Raw genomic sequence first — 15,622 nt, forward strand, 5'->3', positions numbered from 1 at the left:
AATGGCCATCACCGTTACAGACCCCCGGCCGATCGAACGCGCGGAGGAGATCCTCACCCCCAAGGCCCTGGCCTTCATCGAAGAGCTGCACAACCGCTTCGCCGGCACCCGCAATGAGCTGCTCGCCGCCCGCGGCGTCAAGCGCCGGCGGGTTGCGGACACCGGCAAGCTGGACTTCCTGCCGGAGACCCGGGACGTGCGCGACGGCGACTGGAAAGTGGCGCCTGCACCGGCGGCACTGCAGGACCGCCGGGTTGAAATGACCGGCCCGGCTTCCCCGGCCAAGATGGCCATCAATGCCCTGAACTCGGGCGCCAGGGTGTGGCTGGCCGATCTTGAAGACGCCAGCACCCCCACCTGGCGCAACGTCATCGACTCCATCCTGAACCTGCGTGACGCCGCGCAGGGAACCCTCAGCTACACCTCGGACGAGGGCAAGGAATACACGCTCAGGACCGACGCGCCGCTGGCCGTGGTGGTGGCCCGCCCGCGCGGCTGGCACCTGCCGGAAAAGCACCTGCTGCTCGACGGCGAACCAGCAGTGGGTGCGCTGGTGGACTTCGGCCTGCACTTCTTCCACGTGGCCAAGCAGCTGGTCCTCAACGGCCACGGCCCCTATTACTACCTGCCCAAGATGGAAAGCCACCTTGAGGCCCGACTCTGGAACGATGTGTTTGTCTTTGCCCAGGACTACCTGGGCCTGGGGCAGGGCACCATCCGTGCCACGGTGCTGATCGAGACCATCCCGGCGGCCTTCGAAATGGACGAGATCCTGTACGAGCTGCGCGATCACGCATCTGGCCTGAACGCCGGCCGCTGGGACTATCTCTTCAGCATCATCAAATACTTCCGCGACGCCGGCGAGGAGTTCGTCCTGCCGGACCGCGCCTCGGTGGTGATGACGGCCCCGTTTATGCGCGCCTACACCGAGCTGCTGGTCAAGACCTGCCATCACCGCGGGGCCTTCGCCATGGGCGGCATGGCGGCGGTCATCCCCAACCGCCGGCACCCCGAGGTCACCGAGGCAGCCTTCGCCAAGGTCCGGGCCGACAAAACCCGCGAAGCCAACGACGGGTTTGACGGCTCCTGGGTGGCCCACCCGGACCTGGTCCCGATCTGCCGCGAGGTGTTCGACGCCGTCCTGGGCGACCCTGAAAACGGCGGCCGGCCCAACCAGCTGGACAAACAGCGCCCCGAGGTGTCGGTGACGGCAGGGCAGCTGCTGGACATCGCCTCGGCGGACGGCCAGGTCACCGAGGCCGGGCTGCGGCTGAATCTGTATGTTGCCGTCGCATATACGGCCGTCTGGCTGTCCGGGAACGGTGCTGTGGCCATCCATAACCTGATGGAGGACGCGGCAACGGCCGAGATCTCACGCTCCCAGGTGTGGCAGCAGATCCGGAACAAGTCCGTCCTGGCGGATACCGGGAACACTGTGACCCGGGAACTTGTGGAGCGCATCCTGGGCGAGGAAACGGAACGGCTTCGCACCGAGTTCGGCGACGAAGCCTTCCGGCTGTACTACGGTCCGGCCAGCCGGCTCATCGCGGACATCTGCCTCTCGGAGGACTACACGGACTTCCTCACCACTCCGGCCTACGAACTGGTGGACTGAGACGTGGCGGCATCCCCCACCCAGGCCCTCGCCGCTGCGGACCTTGCCAGGATTGACTCCCAGCTGGCGGACACCGACCGCCTGCTGGAGCTGCACTACCCCGGCGACGACGGCTCCCGCCAACCCATCCACACGGTCTATGTGCCCGCAGACCGTTTCACGCCGTCGCTAGCCGCCGACTGGGGTGCGCAGGCCATCGCGACGGCGGACGGGCACGGGGGCCTGGAAAGGCTCGCCCGGCTTCTGGGCCAATCGCCGGAGCTGGGTGCCGCCGTCGCGTCCCGGGTTGCGCACAAGCTCGCGAACGAACCGATCGAGGACCTGCGGCTGGACTTCGAGGACGGCTATGGCGACCGCGGGGACGTGGCCGAGGACGCCGACGCCGTTGCTGCCGCCGGCCTGGTTGCCGAGGCCGTCGCGGCAGGGACCGCACCGCCCTTCATCGGGATCCGCTTCAAATGTTTTGAGGCCCCCACCCGCGCCCGCGGCCTGAGGACGCTGGACCTCTTCGTCTCTGCCCTGGCTGCCGCCGGAGAGTTGCCGGCGGGCCTGGTGCTGACGCTGCCCAAGGTCACCACGGTGGCGCAGGTGCAGGCGATGGATTACGCAGTCGCCAGGCTGGAGGAAGTCCACGGCCTGCCGCACGGCCGGCTGCGTTTTGAAGTGCAAGTGGAGACGCCCCAGCTCATCCTGGGCCCCGACGGCACGTCCCCGCTGGCACGGCTTCCGCATGTTGTGCCCGGGCGCATCAGTGCCCTGCACTACGGCACCTACGACTACAGTGCCTCGCTGCAGATCTCGGCCGAATACCAGTCCATGGAGCACCCTGTGGCGGATTTTGCCAAGGAGACCATGCAGCTGGCGGTGGCCGGGACAGGCATCCGGCTCTCCGACGGCTCCACCAACATCATCCCTGTGGGCGATAACGTGGAGGGCGCCTGGCGGCTCCACGGCCGGCTGGTGCAGCGTTCCCTGGAACGCGGCTACTACCAGGGCTGGGACCTGCATCCCGCCCAGCTGCCCAGCCGTTTCGCGGCCACGTACGGCTTCTACCGGCACGGACTGCCGGCTGCCGCGGCACGGCTGCGAAATTATGTGGAGCAGACCGACGGCGGCGTGATGGACGAGCCCGCCACGGCCCGGGCCCTGGCGGCGTTTGTGCTGCGCGGGGTCCAGTGCGGCGCCGTAGGCGTCGACGAAGTCCAGGCGCTTGCCGGCGTCGGGCTTTCCCGGCTCACTGCGCTGGCGCATCCGCGGCTGGCCCCTTCCAACTCATAAACAAAAGGATTTCACCATGGGCAAGTACTACTCCCCGCAAGGCGGTTTGCCGCCGCAGACCCACCTGACCACCGAGCGCGCCATCGTCACCGAGGCCTACACCGTCATCCCCAAAGGCGTCATGACGGACATCGTGACCAGCAACCTGCCGGGCTTTTCGAGCACCCGCGCCTGGATCATTGCCCGGCCCATTTCCGGGTTCGCCACCACGTTCTCGCAGCTGATCGTGGAGATCGGTCCCGGCGGCAGCGCGCCCAAGGCTGAGTTCGAGGCCGGTGTGGAAGGCGTCATTTTCGTTACCCGCGGCAAGGTCAACCTCACCCTGGACGGTGAGTTGCACCGGCTGGAGGAGGGCGGCTACGCCTACCTGGCTGCCGGTTCACAGTGGGGACTGGAAAATGTCTCCGACGACGTGGTGTCCTTCCAGTGGATCCGCAAGGCGTACGAACGGCTGGAAGGGTACGAGGCCAAATCCTTCGTCACCAGTGACCAGGAAGTGGAGCCCCGTGAAATGCCGGACACGGACGGCGCGTGGAAGACCACCCGCTTCGCGGACCCCAACGACCTGGCGCATGACATGCACGTGAACATCGTGACCTTCCAGCCCGGTGGCGTCATTCCCTTCCCGGAAACGCACGTGATGGAGCACGGGCTGTACGTGCTCGAAGGCAAGGCCATGTACCTGCTGAACAACGACTGGGTGGAAGTGGAGGCCGGCGACTTTATGTGGCTTCGCGCCTTCTGCCCGCAGGCCTGCTACGCCGGCGGTCCGGGCCCGTTCCGCTACCTCCTCTATAAGGACGTCAACCGGCAGATCCGCCTGACATAGTGAATTTGAAGATCTGCCTGGACGGTGCTGGCCAGAAAAAGTAAGCAGGCTGTCGAAATTGCTTGAGATGGCGGACCAACCCTCATAGCGTTGGAACCAAGACAGCGCTGGGTTCACAGAATTGCGCCCAGGAATCAGAGTCAGGAAGGACCGTCATGTCGCTCTACCAGCCGGAACCTGTTGAGATTTCCACCCGGATACGCCCCGGGGAATGGACGGAATCGAGCCTGGAGGAACTGGTAACGACGTACCGGGCCAAGATCCTGGCAATGGGCGCCAGGGTCTCGGACGTGGTTACGGATGTTGAGCGGAACGACGACGGTTCCGTCAAGGTAGCGGTGTCGTGGGCCAAGCCCGCGCTTGCGGATGACCTGGCGGCCGATGACCTTGCCGCGGAAACTGCGGCGGATGCCACCACTGTCTCGAGGGATACTGTCTCCAGGGATACTGTCTCCAGCGATGGAACCAGCCGGCATCCCGGCACTACGGGCGGCAGCAGTTCCGTGTGACCGGCTTGGCTAGCCCGTTAGCTAGCCCCGCTTTCAGGCGTTGGACACCTGCGGGAACAGCCTGCCGATGGCGCTGGCCTGCAGGTTCTCCAGGAGATCCCGGGGGCCCTCGTAGACTTCAATCGCACCGGCATCCCGAAGTTCAGCCGCACTGGTCCCGCCGCACGTGACCGCCACCACAGGGATGCCCAGCGCGGCTGCGGCCTGCAGGTCCCATATTGCATCGCCCACATAAAGGGCATCTGCTGCGTCGACGCCTACGGCCTCCAGGGCGGCCACCAGGATGTCGGGCGCGGGCTTGCTCTCCTTCGCATCATTGGCGCTGGTGGCGGCGTCGATATAAGCATCAGCCCCCAGGGCCGCCCGTAGTGCATCCAGGTCCTGCCGGCGGGCAGACGAGGCAAGGGCTACAGCCAGCCCGCCGGCGTGGCATTGCGCGAGCAGGTCCCGGGCTCCGTCAAATGCCCGGAGCGCCGGCCAGTTCACGGCAAAGAGGGCAGCATGGCTGGCCATGATTTCGCCGTCCCCGTCCTTGTCGCGGGTTGCTGGCAGGAGGGCGTCCACCAAGCGGTCCCCGCCCATGCCGACGCACCGGTGAATGGAAACCATCGGGACGTCGTACCCCTGCTGCCGAAAGGCCTGCCACCAGGCAAGCGTGTGGAGGTATGAGGAATCCACCAGTGTCCCATCCACGTCAAAGAGGACTCCCCGGCGCGGTCCAGGGCCTGTCGGGCCGTTTCCGTGCGGCCCCATCAGCTAATCGCAGCCCGCCTGGCTCCGGAGAGCTTCTTCTTGCGGGACGCCGCGTCCACCTTCGGCGAACTCACCTGGCGTACCCGCTCCCTGAGGACGGAGCCTGCGCCATCGCTGCTGCGGTCCCGAATCAAACCAGTGCCTGCGATTTCACGGGCCATGGCCACGCCGGCCACAGCCGCGCGTTTGGTCGGAAAGGTAACTGAAATGGCCATCAGGTTACCTGAACCATCCAGCATCCTGATCCTATAACCACCATCAGGTGCATCTACAAGCTCGAAATAACCGGCCATTCCTACCAACCCCTTCGTCAGTCACGGCGCTGTGCTTTGGTAAGCACACCATGAAGTATTAGTAAGTATACTTACCTCTTCGGCCGAGTAAAAGCCGGGGCCCTCAGGGGGCGCTAGCCCACCCGCTCCGTCTCCGGCGGAATGGGTGTATCGCTCCTGCGGACGCTGTCCTGATGCAGCTCCAGGGCGCTGGTAACAAGCGCGAAGTGACTGAATGCCTGCGGCGTATTTCCCAGATGCCGCCCCGCCCTGACGGCCCATTCCTCGCTGAGCAAACCAACATCGTTCCGGAGTTCCAGGAGGCGCTCAAACAGTTCCGTGGATTCTTGGCGGCGGCCGGCACCCAGCAACGCCTCCACCAGCCAGAATGAACAGGCAAGGAAAACACCCTCGCTTCCCGGTAGCCCGTCGTCGCTGACCTCCGGACGGTACCGCAGCACAAAGCCGTCTTCGGTCAGCTCGCGCTGGATGGCGTCGATGGTCCCCAGCACCCTTGGATCGTCCGGAGGCAGGAACCCCACCCGCGGAATGAGCAGGAGGCTGGCGTCAAGTTCGGGACGCCCATAGGCCTGGACAAAAGTGTTGCGCGCGGCGTCGAAACCATTGGCCATCACGTCCCGGTGGATGGTGTCCCGCAGCGCTTCCCAGCGTTCCACCGGCCCGGGCAGCCCCGATTCCCGGACGCCCTTGACCATCCTGTCTGCAGCCACCCATGCCATGACCTTGGAATGCGTGAAATGCCGGCGTGGGCCGCGCATCTCCCAGAGTCCATTATCCGGCTGGTCCCAGATCCTCTCCAGGTGCTTCATCAGCTCCACCTGCACATCCCAGGCTTCATCGGTGTGTTTGAGCAGGGAGTTCCGAGTCAGCGACAGACAGTCCAGCACTTCCCCCCAGACGTCGAGCTGGAGTTGCTCCGCGGCCCCGTTGCCGATCCGGACCGGTGCCGAGTTCTCGTAGCCGGCGAGCCACGGAAGCTCCATCTCCGGCAGCCTGCGTTCCCCGTGGATGCCGTACATGATCTGCAGGTCTGCCGGGTCCCCGGCCACCGCCCGGAGCAGCCAGTCCCGCCACGCTGCCGCCTCGGCCGTGTAGCCGGCCGCCAGGAGGGCCTGGAGTGTCATGGTAGCGTCCCGCAGCCAGCAGTAGCGGTAGTCCCAATTACGGGTACCGCCAAGCTCTTCCGGCAGGGACGTGGTCACTGCCGCCACGATGCCGCCCGTGGGCGCATAGGTCAGGGCCTTCAGCGTTACCAGCGAGCGCAGCACCGCCTCCTGGTACTTGCCCTTGACGGTGCACTGCGACGCCCAGCCGCGCCAGAAGGCGGCCGTAGTGCCCAGCACCTTCTCGGCATCAACAGTTTCCGGTCGCGGCTTGTGGCTGGGGGCCCACGTCAGCACAAAGGGGATCCGCTCGCCGGCTGACACCGAAAAATCGCTGACTGTGTGCATGTTCTCGCCGTGCAGGGGTGCCTTGGTAATGAAGTAGACAGCATCGGGGCCTGCAATGGCGTGCAGGCCCTGGTCGTCCTTCCTGACCCACGGCACAATATGGCCGTAATCGAACCTCAGGGTCAGCTCACTGTGCATGCTGACCGTTCCGCTGATGCCTTCGACGATCCGCACAACGTCCGCCACCTCGTCCCGGGGCGGCATAAAGTCAATCACCCGGACCGAACCCTCCGGGGTTTCCCACTCCGTCTCAAGAACCAGCGTTCCATCCCGGTAGCTGCGCCGGCTGCATTGGCCGCCGGCCTCCGGGGCCAGCAGCCACCGCCCGGCATCCGGGGTGTCCAGCAGGGCGTTGAAACATGCCGGCGAGTCGAACCGGGGAAGGCAGAGCCAATCGATGGACCCCTCCGTGCTTACCAGGGCCCCGGTATAGAGATCGCCCAGCACCGCATAATCTTCAATTCGTGCCATTCCCATACCCTGCCACATGGATTCCCTCAGGACACCGGGTAAAGGGGTGTAGCCTGAAATGACGGTAATGCAGCTGCCGAAAAACCCCTCGTTGGCGACTGAAAAACTGTTCGCTCCGTCCGAGTTTCAAGTGCCGGACAAGCACCACCGGAGGCACCTATGCAAGAAGCTTCAACCCCCAGCCTGGTTATCGAAAACGTCCAGGACCTCCTCCTGGACACGCAGGATGTTGAGGATTTCCTCAATGAACTGGCAAGGTATTCGGCCCAGAACCTTTCCAGTCCCCGGGGGGAAGTCCTTTGCGGCATCACACTGCTTCGCCACCGCACCGCGGCCACCGTGGCCAGCAGCAGCGAACGGGCCCGCCTGCTCGATGAAATCCAATACGGCTACAAAGACGGCCCGTGCCTCAAGTGCGCCCGTGAAGGGGTGATCGTCCACGTCCCGGACTTCAAGACGGAAACGATGTGGCCGGAGTATTGCGAGGCCGTGCTGAACCACGGCATCAGGTCTGTGCTGGCAATTCCCTTTGAACTGTCCGGCCAGGAGGCCAAGGCAGGCATCAACCTTTACTCGGACAGGCCGAACGCCTTCGATGCCAGCGCAGTAGAGCATGCCATCAGTTACGTCGCCCAGGCCTCCAAGGGACTAAGCCTGGCCGTGCGGCTCGCCCAGCATTCCGAAGCAGCGGCCAACCTCAAGGCTGCACTGGATTCACGCACCGTGATTGACACTGCAGTGGGCATCATCATTGCGCAGAACCGCTGCAGCCAGGACGAGGCAATCGAACTCATCAAGTCCGCCTCAAGCACCCGGAACGTGAAACTGAGGGAAGTGGCCGCGGCCATTGTGGAATCGGCCGGGGGCGGCCCTGTCAAGACCCACTTCATCTGACTTGGCCGTCCATGTCGGAACGTCCGGGTGGAGTTATGACCACTGGGAGAACGTGCTGTATCCCCCCGGCCTCCCGGCCAGGGACAGGCTGGCGCATTATGTTTCCCGCTTCGGCACCGTTGAGCTCAACGCCAGTTTTTACCGCTGGCCCAGGGATACGGCCTTCGCCAGCTGGCGCCAGCGCCTCCCCCAGGGTTTCACCATGTCCGTCAAGGCACCCCGCGGACTGACGCACGCCAAGAAGCTCTATGCGCCGGAGGTGTGGCTGGAACGGATTGAGCGCTGCTGGCATGAACTGGGAGACAAACGCGCCATCCTGCTGGTCCAGCTGCCGCCCCAAATGGCCCGGGATGACGCCAGGCTGGAGTATTTCCTGTCCAAGGTCCCCTGGTGGATCCGGGTCAGCGTGGAGTTCAGGCATGCCAGCTGGGAGCATCCGGACGTGTTCGCACTGCTCGAGCGGCACCAGGCGGCCTACTGCATCATGAGTGGAGCGAACCTTCCCTGCATCCTGCGGACAACCGCGCCTTTCGTCTACGTGCGGCTGCACGGACCTGACCATCAGCACCTGTACGGCGGATCGTATTCGGATACGGACCTGCACTGGTGGGCGGACCGGATCCGGGAGTGGTCCGGTAACGGCCAGGAAGTCTTTGTTTATTTCAACAACGACGGCGGCGGGAACGCCGTGCGGAATGCCGAAACCCTCCGCTGGATCCTTGGAGACGGCTGACGCCGGCGGGTTTGCCCGTTGACCCCTGCTCTCCCCTCTGGACACCAAAGGCATGTCACAGTCCTCCGCACCGGAGCCCCGCCTGTGGCAGAGTGGAGGCATGGACAGGGCTCCCCAGGACACTCCGCACAACGAATCGAACCACAACGAATCGCAACAGAACGAACGGCACGGCGAAGCTGCCGACAATACTGCCGGCGCGCACGGCACCATAGTGTCGGGCGGCCAGATGTTCCGCCTGGCCCACAAGCTTTCCGACGGCGTCAACGGCACCCGCATTCAGCTGGCCAAGCGCTGGAACTTCGAACCGCAAACGGTGGCGTACCAGGGCTACGGATCCACAGACTGGGTCAGGGTGCTTGGCCGTGTTGTGCTGACGAAGAAACCTGCTCCGGGAAGCCGGGCGGAACACGCAGCCCGCAACGGCACCCAGAACGTTCGCGGCTGGCGCGCCTTCACCAGCGTCCCGGTGCAGTTCACGGACGTGGAAATTTCCATCGGGGGCGTGGTGGCACATGCCCGGGCCGACCGCGGCGGGCTGATCGACACCGTGGTTGACGTCAAGCTTGCCCCGGGATGGCATACCGCTATCCTCCGGGCCGCAGGGACCGAGCCCGTGGAGGCACTCATCCGGGTGATTGCACCGGACGTGAAGTTCGGCATCATCTCCGACATCGACGACACCGTGATGGTCACTGCCCTGCCCCGTCCCTTCCTGGCGCTGTGGAACACGTTCGTGCTGAGCGAGCGGGCACGCATGGCCACCCCGGGCATGGCCGTGCTCCTGGACCGGCTGACCATCGAGCACCCGGATGCCCCCGTCATCTACCTGTCCACGGGGCCCTGGAACGCCGCCCCCACCCTGGCACGTTTCCTGAACCGCAACATGTACCCGGCGGGCACCCTGCTGCTGACAGACTGGGGCCTGACCCACGACCGTTGGTTCCGTAGCGGGCAGGAACACAAGCGCCGCAACCTGGAGCGCCTTGCGAAGGAATTCCCGGACATGCGCTGGCTCCTGATCGGTGACAACGGCCAGCACGACGAGGAGATCTATTCGGGGTTCGCGCGGGAGCACTCGGCCAGGGTGGCTGCCATCGCCATCCGGCAGCTGTCCATCAGCGAATCAGTGTTCGCCGGCGGACACTCCGAAACCGGCGACCATACCGCCTCGGCGGTGCCCTGGATCTACTCCCCCGACGGCGCCGGAATGGCCAAGCAGCTCACCACCCTTGACCTCCTTTAAGGCACAGCCTTTAAAACACAGCATTCCTGACCCGGCTGCAGCACCTCCGCGAATCTAGGCGGTGGCATCCAGCGCGGCAACGCCGTCGTCGGGGGCTTCCGTGTCTTCAGAATCTGTGGGCGCCGGCCCCACGGCCTTGGCGATGGCGGAGGCCGCCGACACCGCGAGGTTCCGTTCCTCAATGAGTTCCTGCAGCCAGAAGTAGGACGCCTTGGGGGTCCTTTCCAGGGTCTCGAAGTCCACGTGCAGCAGCCCGAACGGCTGGTTGTAGCCAGCGGACCACTCGAAATTGTCCATAAGCGACCACACGTAATACCCCCGCAGGTCCACCGCCTCCGCTTCACCACCGGGAGCTGTAGCCCGGAGCGCGGCCTCGATGTGGTCCGAAAGGTACTTCAGCCTCCGCTCATCGGGGATAAACGTCCGGTTGGTGGACTTGTCGCGGACGATGATGTCCTCGAAGCTGGCGCCTCCCTCGGTGAGGATCACTGGGGGAAGGTTGGGATACCGCTCTGCCATTTCCCGCAGGGCCACGGCCATGTAGTCAGGCTTCACCGGCCAGCCGTAGGCCGTGATGTCTGCCTCCGGCCAAGGGACAACGTGGAAAGGCGTCCCGCCGCCGGCGGCCGATGTCAGGTCATCGCCCAGGGCTTCGGCCATGCTGGCCGGGACGGCGCCTTCACCGGCGCCCACTGCCACCTTGGTGGGCATGTAGTAGTTCAGCCCGTAGAAGTCCAGCGGCTGGGAGATGATCTCCATGTCCCCGTCCGGGTGGTCGAACGAGCCAAAGAACTTTGCGGCGCGGATCAGGTCCGGGTACTTTCCCGTGAGCACCGGATCCGCATACAGCCGGTTTTGCGCAAGGTCCATGAGCCCTGCACTGAGCTTGTCCAGCGGGTTGAAGGAATTGGGAACCATCGGCGAGTAGACGTTGCTCATGCCTATTTCGCCAGGCACTCCCGCCGCGCGCAGTGCCTGGACCGCCAGGCCATGGCCCAGCAGCTGGTGATGCACGGTTGGGAGCGCGTTGAGCAGCAGGGCTTCGCCGGGCGAGTGGAGCCCCAGGGTATAGCCGTTGGTCGTGACTGTGGCAGGCTCGTTGATCGTCACCCACCGGGCAACCCTGTCCCCGAAGGCAGCGGCGGCGATAGCGGCGAACTCGCCCAGACGGTAGGCCGTGTCCCGGTTGAGCCAGCCGCCGGCATCGTCCAAGGCCAGCGGCGTGTCCCAGTGGTAGAGGGTCACCATGGGTGAGATCCCGTTGGCCAGCAGCTCATCCAGCAGCCGGTCGTAGAAGTCCAGGCCGGCACGGTTAACGGCCCCGCTGCCGTTGGGCTGGATCCGTGGCCAGGACAGCGAGAACCGGTAGGAGTCCACGCCCAGCTGCTTCATGAGGGCCACGTCACCGGGCATCCGGTGGTAATGGTCACAGGCCACGGCCGGGCTGTGGCCACCCACAATCGCTCCGGGCTTGGCCGCGAAAACATCCCACCCTGCTGGCCCCCGGCCATCCTCCTCCAAGGCACCCTCGATCTGGAAAGCGGCGGTGCCCACACCCAGTGTGAATCCCGGCGGAATGAGCCCGGCCAGCTCCTTGGCGGTGATATGCATGAAAATCAGCCCTTAATGACGGAGGGAAAGTTGCACGCGGGGCCCTTGAACCACGCGGTATCCGGACCATATCCTCGCATGATTCCCCATCCTTGTGGCGTGAACATGGCCAGCTCCTTTGCTGATATCCCCGGTGGATAAGTCTCAGAATGGCATACGGCAGGGCCCCTGACGAGGGCATACTTTTCGTTCGCTGCGGGCGGGCTTCCGCGGCCGCGGCGGTGGTAACGGCCGCGGTGACGGCGCGTCCTGTTAGGGTCTGGGGATGGATGAAAAACTGGGGAAGTTCATCGACGATTTTGCCGCTCTGGTCCAGCTGGCGCAGGCAGGGAACCACAGGCAGCAGCCCGGCAAGCAGCTTCTGGAGGCCCTGACCGAGCATCTGGGTGCACCGGCAGAAGGCCTCGCCGTTGTAGTGGAGGATATCCCGCCGCACCGGTTCGTGGACGCGGACATCCTTATGGCCGAGTTCGCCGGCCAGGATCCGGACAGCCGCCTGGTGGGCATCGGCGGGGGTGGCCAGCGGCACCATCAGTCGCTCAGCGACATGGTCCAGCATTCCCAGCTCTTCCCGCAGTTTCCGCTGGCGCAGCCTGACTACACCAACCTGGCAGTGGGGCCGGGGGAACAACGCCAGGCCGTGGCATTGGGCCTGTGGCTCCTCACCTTTGACGGCAGCCCGCTGGCGGTACTGCAGCGCGACGCCGATCCGCGTTCAGGGCGGCAGGCCGCCTCGCTGGAAGTGGTTGCCCCGGAGCCTCGGGCCGGCTCCGCGTTCCTGGCCGAATTCCGCCGCCGGATGGAGACCCGCAGTGTACTCAAGGGCCAGGTCATCTCGCTGACCATGGGCGAATACGGTCCCCGTACCGGAGGGGTCACCTTCCATCACCGGCCGGCGCTGCCCGCCTCAGATGTCATCCTTCCGGACGGACTCCTGCAGAAGGTGGCTGACCATACGGTAGGGATAGCCACCCACCGGGAATCCCTCAAACGGCACGGCCAGCACCTCAAGCGCGGAATCCTCCTCTATGGCCGGCCGGGGACCGGCAAGACGCACACCGTGCGTTACCTGCTCAGCCAAAGCCAGGGGTCGACGGCGATCCTCCTCTCCGGCGGTTCGCTCGCCAGGATCTCCGAGGCGGCCCGTATGGCCAGGGCACTTCAGCCATCGATTGTGGTGCTGGAAGACTGCGACCTCATCGCCGAGGACCGGAGCTTCGGACACGGGCCGCAGCCCCTGCTTTTTGAAGTGCTCGATGCCATGGACGGGCTGGACAACGACGCCGACGTCGCCTTCGTCCTGACGACGAACCGCCCGGACATGCTGGAGCGTGCCCTGGCGCAGCGTCCCGGCCGCGTGGACCTGGCGGTGGAAATCCCGTTGCCTGCCTTTGCGGAACGCGTTGCCCTGCTGAAGCTGTACGGGCAACATGTGGCGTTCAGCCCGGAGGCCTTGGCCGGAGCCGCCGGGAAGACGGCCGGAACCACAGCTTCATTCGCCCGGGAACTGGTCAGACGGGCTGTAGTGGGGGCGGCGCTGGAGGACATGCTTGTGTCGGATGCCCATTTGTCGGCGGCAGCGGAGGATCTCATGGCCGACGCCGAATCGCTGACACGCAGCCTACTTGGCAGCGGAAACCCGGCCGAGGAGGCAGGATGGGCCGGAGCGGGCATCCCCGGTCAGACAGTTACGAGTGCGGCAGTTAAGGGTCCGGCAGTTATGGGTCCGGAGTCCCCCGGGCCGGGCTTTTCGAGTGCAGGCGGAATGGGTCCGGGGCCGGTCATGCCGGGCTGATTCCTGCCTGGCATTCTAGCCGAATTCCTGCCTACTTCCCTCCCGATGCCTGCCCAATGCCTGCATAGTCCGTCTTGGGACGGGCGGTTACTGGGAGCCGAAAAGGAACTCCTTGGCGTGCGCCACCGCTTTCCGGAAAGCGTCGTTCCGGAGCGTCACGAGGTGCTCTGTCTCCCCGTCTGCCGGTTCAAGATAGCCGGTGTAGCCCGGCCGGAGTACCCAGATGTCACCTGTAGGCGGAAGATAGAACACCCCGAAAGAGCGTTGCTGCCCCTCGTCCACGGTCCACACAGGAACAACCGCCAGGGCGGCCCCGGTGGCGGGATTGATCCACTGGGCCCGGGGAACCGGCTGCTCGTGTGCTTCAGGATCCAGGAACGGTGCTGTTCCCTTTCCCCACCGCTCCTCGAAACGCTCATGGAATGCGGGGATCAGGTGGGAGTCATAGCGGCGCCAGTCGCTCATGGTCGGTGTCCTTTTCCTTCCAGGTTGTGTCATTCCAAGCCGTGGCCGGGTAAGCCGTCTCAGGCCCAGGGTCCGCTTTCCCACCGGACAGGGGTAATCCGAATGGTGTGGCCCGAACGCTCGGCACGGCTGCGGACCTTGCGGACCGGGATGTCCTGCGGAACGGAATCGCCTGTGTTCTGCGCCCTGAACCGCCGTCCGCCGGCCTGGGCGCTGCTGCCTTGCTCCGCAGTTTCCCGTCCAACAGTTTCTTGCCCCGCAGTTTCTTGCTCCGCAGTTTCTTGCTCCCCACGGCCGCGGGACGTGCCGCCGTATCCTTTGTTGCCCTGCCCGCTGGCGCCCTGTTCCCTAGCGCCCTGTTCCCTGACGCTTTGTCCCCTGACACTGCGGTCGTAGTCGGCCCGCCGAACCGGATCACGGAGGACGGCGAAGGCCTGCATGATCCCCAGCAGTTTGTTGTCCTGAGCCTTCCGGTCCGCAGCATCGCTGCCGTCGACGTCCGGATGGTGGGTACGCATCAGGGCACGGTAGGCGCGCGAGATCTCCCGCTGAGTGGCAGCAGGTCCCACATGCAAAACTGCGTAGTAGTCGGGCAGGCTCTCCATGCCGGAACCCTTCAAGACCGGACGATGTCATCGTGGACTGTCTCACCAGGGGCTATGTCATCAGCGGACGGTTTCGCTGGACGGGTTCACCAGTGGACCGTGCCACCGGTGAACCGTGCCGCCAGTGGACGGACGGCCGGGCGCAGGCGGCGCGTACGCGCTGCCTGCGCCCAGAGTGTTGCTTGGGCTAGGTGCCGATCTCGTGCATGTGGCCCTTGGTTTCAATTTCTATCTTGCGCGGCTTAGCCTGCTCCGCCACGGGGATCCTCAGGGTCAGGACGCCTTGGTCGTAGCTTGCCTTGATGTTGTCGGTATCCAGCGTGTCGCCCAGGATCAGCTGGCGGCTGAAGACGCCGCGCGGCCGCTCGGAGGCCACCAGCTCAACATTCGGCTGGGTTGGATCCTTGCGCTCAGCCCTGACTGTCAAGACGTTCTGTTCGACATTAAGGTCTACTGTGTCGATCTTGACGCCGGGGAGGTCGAAGGCGACCACGAAGGTGCCATCCTCCTGCCAGGCATCCATCGGCATGGCGGCTGGCCGGGCTGCAGTTCCAAAGACCTGCTGGGTGAGCCGGTCCAGCTCACGGAACGGGTCCGTACGCATCAACATCATTTCCCACTCCTTCAACTTCTCGATGTTGAATCCACTCGCATATCCACTCATTTATCTATGGTGGTGGATATAGATTTTTTATAGCACCTGTGGGAGACTGAGGCAATACCAGCCGGTGAAAATTTTGGAGCGGACATGAACAATGGGCCAACGGGACGGGTGCCGGAACCCAGGGCAGGACGTGCGCTGTATGCCATTTCCGTGGCGGCCAAGCTGGCCGGCACGGGCCAGCAGAACATTCGGCTCTACGAAACCAGGGGTCTGCTCACACCGGTCCGGACGTCCGGCGGAACCCGCCAATACACCGATTCGGACATCGCCGTGCTGCTCCGCATCGGAGAGCTCCTGGACCAAGGGCTCAATCTTGCCGGCGTGGCCAAGGTCCTTGAACTGGAGGCTGCCAACGCGAAGCTGCACCGTGCCCTCAAACGCGCGCAGGCGCGCCCGGAACCGTAACAGGA

General features: G+C 64.9%; 16 protein-coding genes. 9 read left to right on the plus strand and 7 right to left on the minus strand.

Annotated elements, in window-relative coordinates; genetic code table 11:
- Position 1 precedes the first annotated feature (1 nt).
- The 4 genes from aceB (at position 2) to F8G81_RS19500 (ending at position 4,231) form a co-directional block, all read left to right on the plus strand.
- Positions 2-1,615 carry a malate synthase A gene (gene aceB, locus F8G81_RS19485; protein WP_267276281.1) on the plus strand — a complete coding sequence of 538 codons (1,614 nt, stop codon included), beginning with the start codon at positions 2-4 and terminating at the stop codon, positions 1,613-1,615.
- A gap of 3 nt (positions 1,616-1,618) precedes the next feature.
- Complete coding sequence (locus F8G81_RS19490; protein WP_267276282.1) at positions 1,619-2,893, plus strand: DUF6986 family protein; 1,275 nt, start codon at positions 1,619-1,621, stop codon at positions 2,891-2,893.
- 16 nt (positions 2,894-2,909) lie between these two features.
- Entirely contained in the window at positions 2,910-3,722 is an 813-nt protein-coding gene (locus F8G81_RS19495) for a bifunctional allantoicase/(S)-ureidoglycine aminohydrolase (RefSeq protein WP_267276283.1), read from the plus strand.
- A gap of 155 nt (positions 3,723-3,877) precedes the next feature.
- Positions 3,878-4,231: a hypothetical protein gene (locus F8G81_RS19500; protein WP_267276284.1), complete on the plus strand. Its 354-nt coding sequence runs from the start codon at positions 3,878-3,880 to the stop codon at positions 4,229-4,231.
- Positions 4,232-4,264: 33 nt separating this feature from the next.
- Here the strand turns inward: F8G81_RS19500 and F8G81_RS19505 are convergent, their stop codons facing one another.
- The 3 genes from F8G81_RS19505 to F8G81_RS19515 form a co-directional block, all read right to left on the minus strand.
- Positions 4,265-4,984: an HAD family hydrolase gene (locus F8G81_RS19505; protein WP_267276285.1), complete on the minus strand. Its 720-nt coding sequence runs from the start codon at positions 4,982-4,984 to the stop codon at positions 4,265-4,267.
- Positions 4,984-5,199 (minus strand): hypothetical protein, encoded by a 216-nt coding sequence (locus F8G81_RS19510; protein WP_267276286.1) that lies wholly within the window; start codon positions 5,197-5,199, stop codon positions 4,984-4,986. The genes F8G81_RS19505 and F8G81_RS19510 overlap by 1 nt, the downstream gene beginning before the upstream one ends.
- Before the next feature lie 191 nt (positions 5,200-5,390).
- A complete protein-coding gene (locus tag F8G81_RS19515) occupies positions 5,391-7,199 on the minus strand; it encodes a glycoside hydrolase family 15 protein (protein ID WP_267276287.1) in 1,809 nt (602 codons plus the stop codon).
- Between the two features lie 159 nt (positions 7,200-7,358).
- Between F8G81_RS19515 and F8G81_RS19520 the strand changes: the two genes are divergently transcribed.
- From F8G81_RS19520 to F8G81_RS19530, 3 genes are all read left to right on the plus strand, one after another.
- The gene (locus tag F8G81_RS19520; RefSeq protein ID WP_267276288.1) at positions 7,359-8,093 is read left to right on the plus strand and encodes a GAF and ANTAR domain-containing protein; all 735 of its coding nucleotides are present in this window, start codon (positions 7,359-7,361) and stop codon (positions 8,091-8,093) included.
- A gap of 1 nt (position 8,094) precedes the next feature.
- Positions 8,095-8,826: a DUF72 domain-containing protein gene (locus F8G81_RS19525; protein ID WP_267276289.1), complete on the plus strand. Its 732-nt coding sequence runs from the start codon at positions 8,095-8,097 to the stop codon at positions 8,824-8,826.
- A 100-nt stretch (positions 8,827-8,926) separates the two neighbouring features.
- Entirely contained in the window at positions 8,927-10,072 is a 1,146-nt protein-coding gene (locus F8G81_RS19530; protein WP_267276290.1) for an App1 family protein, read from the plus strand.
- Between the two features lie 54 nt (positions 10,073-10,126).
- On the opposite strand, the gene F8G81_RS19535 is transcribed toward F8G81_RS19530, so the two are convergent.
- Positions 10,127-11,683: a glycoside hydrolase family 1 protein gene (locus tag F8G81_RS19535; protein WP_267276291.1), complete on the minus strand. Its 1,557-nt coding sequence runs from the start codon at positions 11,681-11,683 to the stop codon at positions 10,127-10,129.
- A gap of 265 nt (positions 11,684-11,948) precedes the next feature.
- On the opposite strand from F8G81_RS19535, the gene F8G81_RS19540 reads away from it, so the two are divergent.
- A complete protein-coding gene (locus tag F8G81_RS19540) occupies positions 11,949-13,478 on the plus strand; it encodes an AAA family ATPase (protein ID WP_267276292.1) in 1,530 nt (509 codons plus the stop codon).
- 87 nt (positions 13,479-13,565) lie between these two features.
- Here F8G81_RS19540 and F8G81_RS19545 read toward each other — a convergent pair whose 3' ends face one another.
- From F8G81_RS19545 to F8G81_RS19555, 3 genes are all read right to left on the minus strand, one after another.
- The gene (locus F8G81_RS19545; protein ID WP_267276293.1) at positions 13,566-13,943 is read right to left on the minus strand and encodes a hypothetical protein; all 378 of its coding nucleotides are present in this window, start codon (positions 13,941-13,943) and stop codon (positions 13,566-13,568) included.
- 59 nt (positions 13,944-14,002) lie between these two features.
- Positions 14,003-14,548 (minus strand): J domain-containing protein, encoded by a 546-nt coding sequence (locus tag F8G81_RS19550; protein ID WP_267276294.1) that lies wholly within the window; start codon positions 14,546-14,548, stop codon positions 14,003-14,005.
- Between the two features lie 187 nt (positions 14,549-14,735).
- Positions 14,736-15,158 (minus strand): Hsp20/alpha crystallin family protein, encoded by a 423-nt coding sequence (locus tag F8G81_RS19555; protein ID WP_267279302.1) that lies wholly within the window; start codon positions 15,156-15,158, stop codon positions 14,736-14,738.
- A gap of 138 nt (positions 15,159-15,296) precedes the next feature.
- Between F8G81_RS19555 and F8G81_RS19560 the strand changes: the two genes are divergently transcribed.
- Complete coding sequence (locus tag F8G81_RS19560; protein ID WP_267276295.1) at positions 15,297-15,617, plus strand: MerR family transcriptional regulator; 321 nt, start codon at positions 15,297-15,299, stop codon at positions 15,615-15,617.
- Positions 15,618-15,622: the final 5 nt, after the last annotated feature.

Origin of the sequence: Arthrobacter sp. CDRTa11 (genome assembly GCF_026427775.1) — a bacterium.
In the GTDB taxonomy this organism is placed as follows: domain Bacteria; phylum Actinomycetota; class Actinomycetes; order Actinomycetales; family Micrococcaceae; genus Arthrobacter.

Coding starts and splice junctions, on each gene's coding strand:
- F8G81_RS19505 (WP_267276285.1), bottom strand. CDS start 4,984: ATGGGGCCGCACGGAAACGGCCCGACAGGCCCTGGACCGCGCCGGGGA.
- F8G81_RS19515 (WP_267276287.1), bottom strand. CDS start 7,199: ATGGCACGAATTGAAGATTATGCGGTGCTGGGCGATCTCTATACCGGG.
- F8G81_RS19540 (WP_267276292.1), top strand. CDS start 11,949: ATGGATGAAAAACTGGGGAAGTTCATCGACGATTTTGCCGCTCTGGTC.
- F8G81_RS19530 (WP_267276290.1), top strand. CDS start 8,927: ATGGACAGGGCTCCCCAGGACACTCCGCACAACGAATCGAACCACAAC.
- F8G81_RS19550 (WP_267276294.1), bottom strand. CDS start 14,548: ATGGAGAGCCTGCCCGACTACTACGCAGTTTTGCATGTGGGACCTGCT.
- F8G81_RS19560 (WP_267276295.1), top strand. CDS start 15,297: ATGAACAATGGGCCAACGGGACGGGTGCCGGAACCCAGGGCAGGACGT.
- aceB (WP_267276281.1), top strand. CDS start 2: ATGGCCATCACCGTTACAGACCCCCGGCCGATCGAACGCGCGGAGGAG.
- F8G81_RS19545 (WP_267276293.1), bottom strand. CDS start 13,943: ATGAGCGACTGGCGCCGCTATGACTCCCACCTGATCCCCGCATTCCAT.
- F8G81_RS19535 (WP_267276291.1), bottom strand. CDS start 11,683: ATGCATATCACCGCCAAGGAGCTGGCCGGGCTCATTCCGCCGGGATTC.
- F8G81_RS19500 (WP_267276284.1), top strand. CDS start 3,878: ATGTCGCTCTACCAGCCGGAACCTGTTGAGATTTCCACCCGGATACGC.
- F8G81_RS19520 (WP_267276288.1), top strand. CDS start 7,359: ATGCAAGAAGCTTCAACCCCCAGCCTGGTTATCGAAAACGTCCAGGAC.
- F8G81_RS19510 (WP_267276286.1), bottom strand. CDS start 5,199: ATGGCCATTTCAGTTACCTTTCCGACCAAACGCGCGGCTGTGGCCGGC.
- F8G81_RS19555 (WP_267279302.1), bottom strand. CDS start 15,158: ATGTTGATGCGTACGGACCCGTTCCGTGAGCTGGACCGGCTCACCCAG.
- F8G81_RS19495 (WP_267276283.1), top strand. CDS start 2,910: ATGGGCAAGTACTACTCCCCGCAAGGCGGTTTGCCGCCGCAGACCCAC.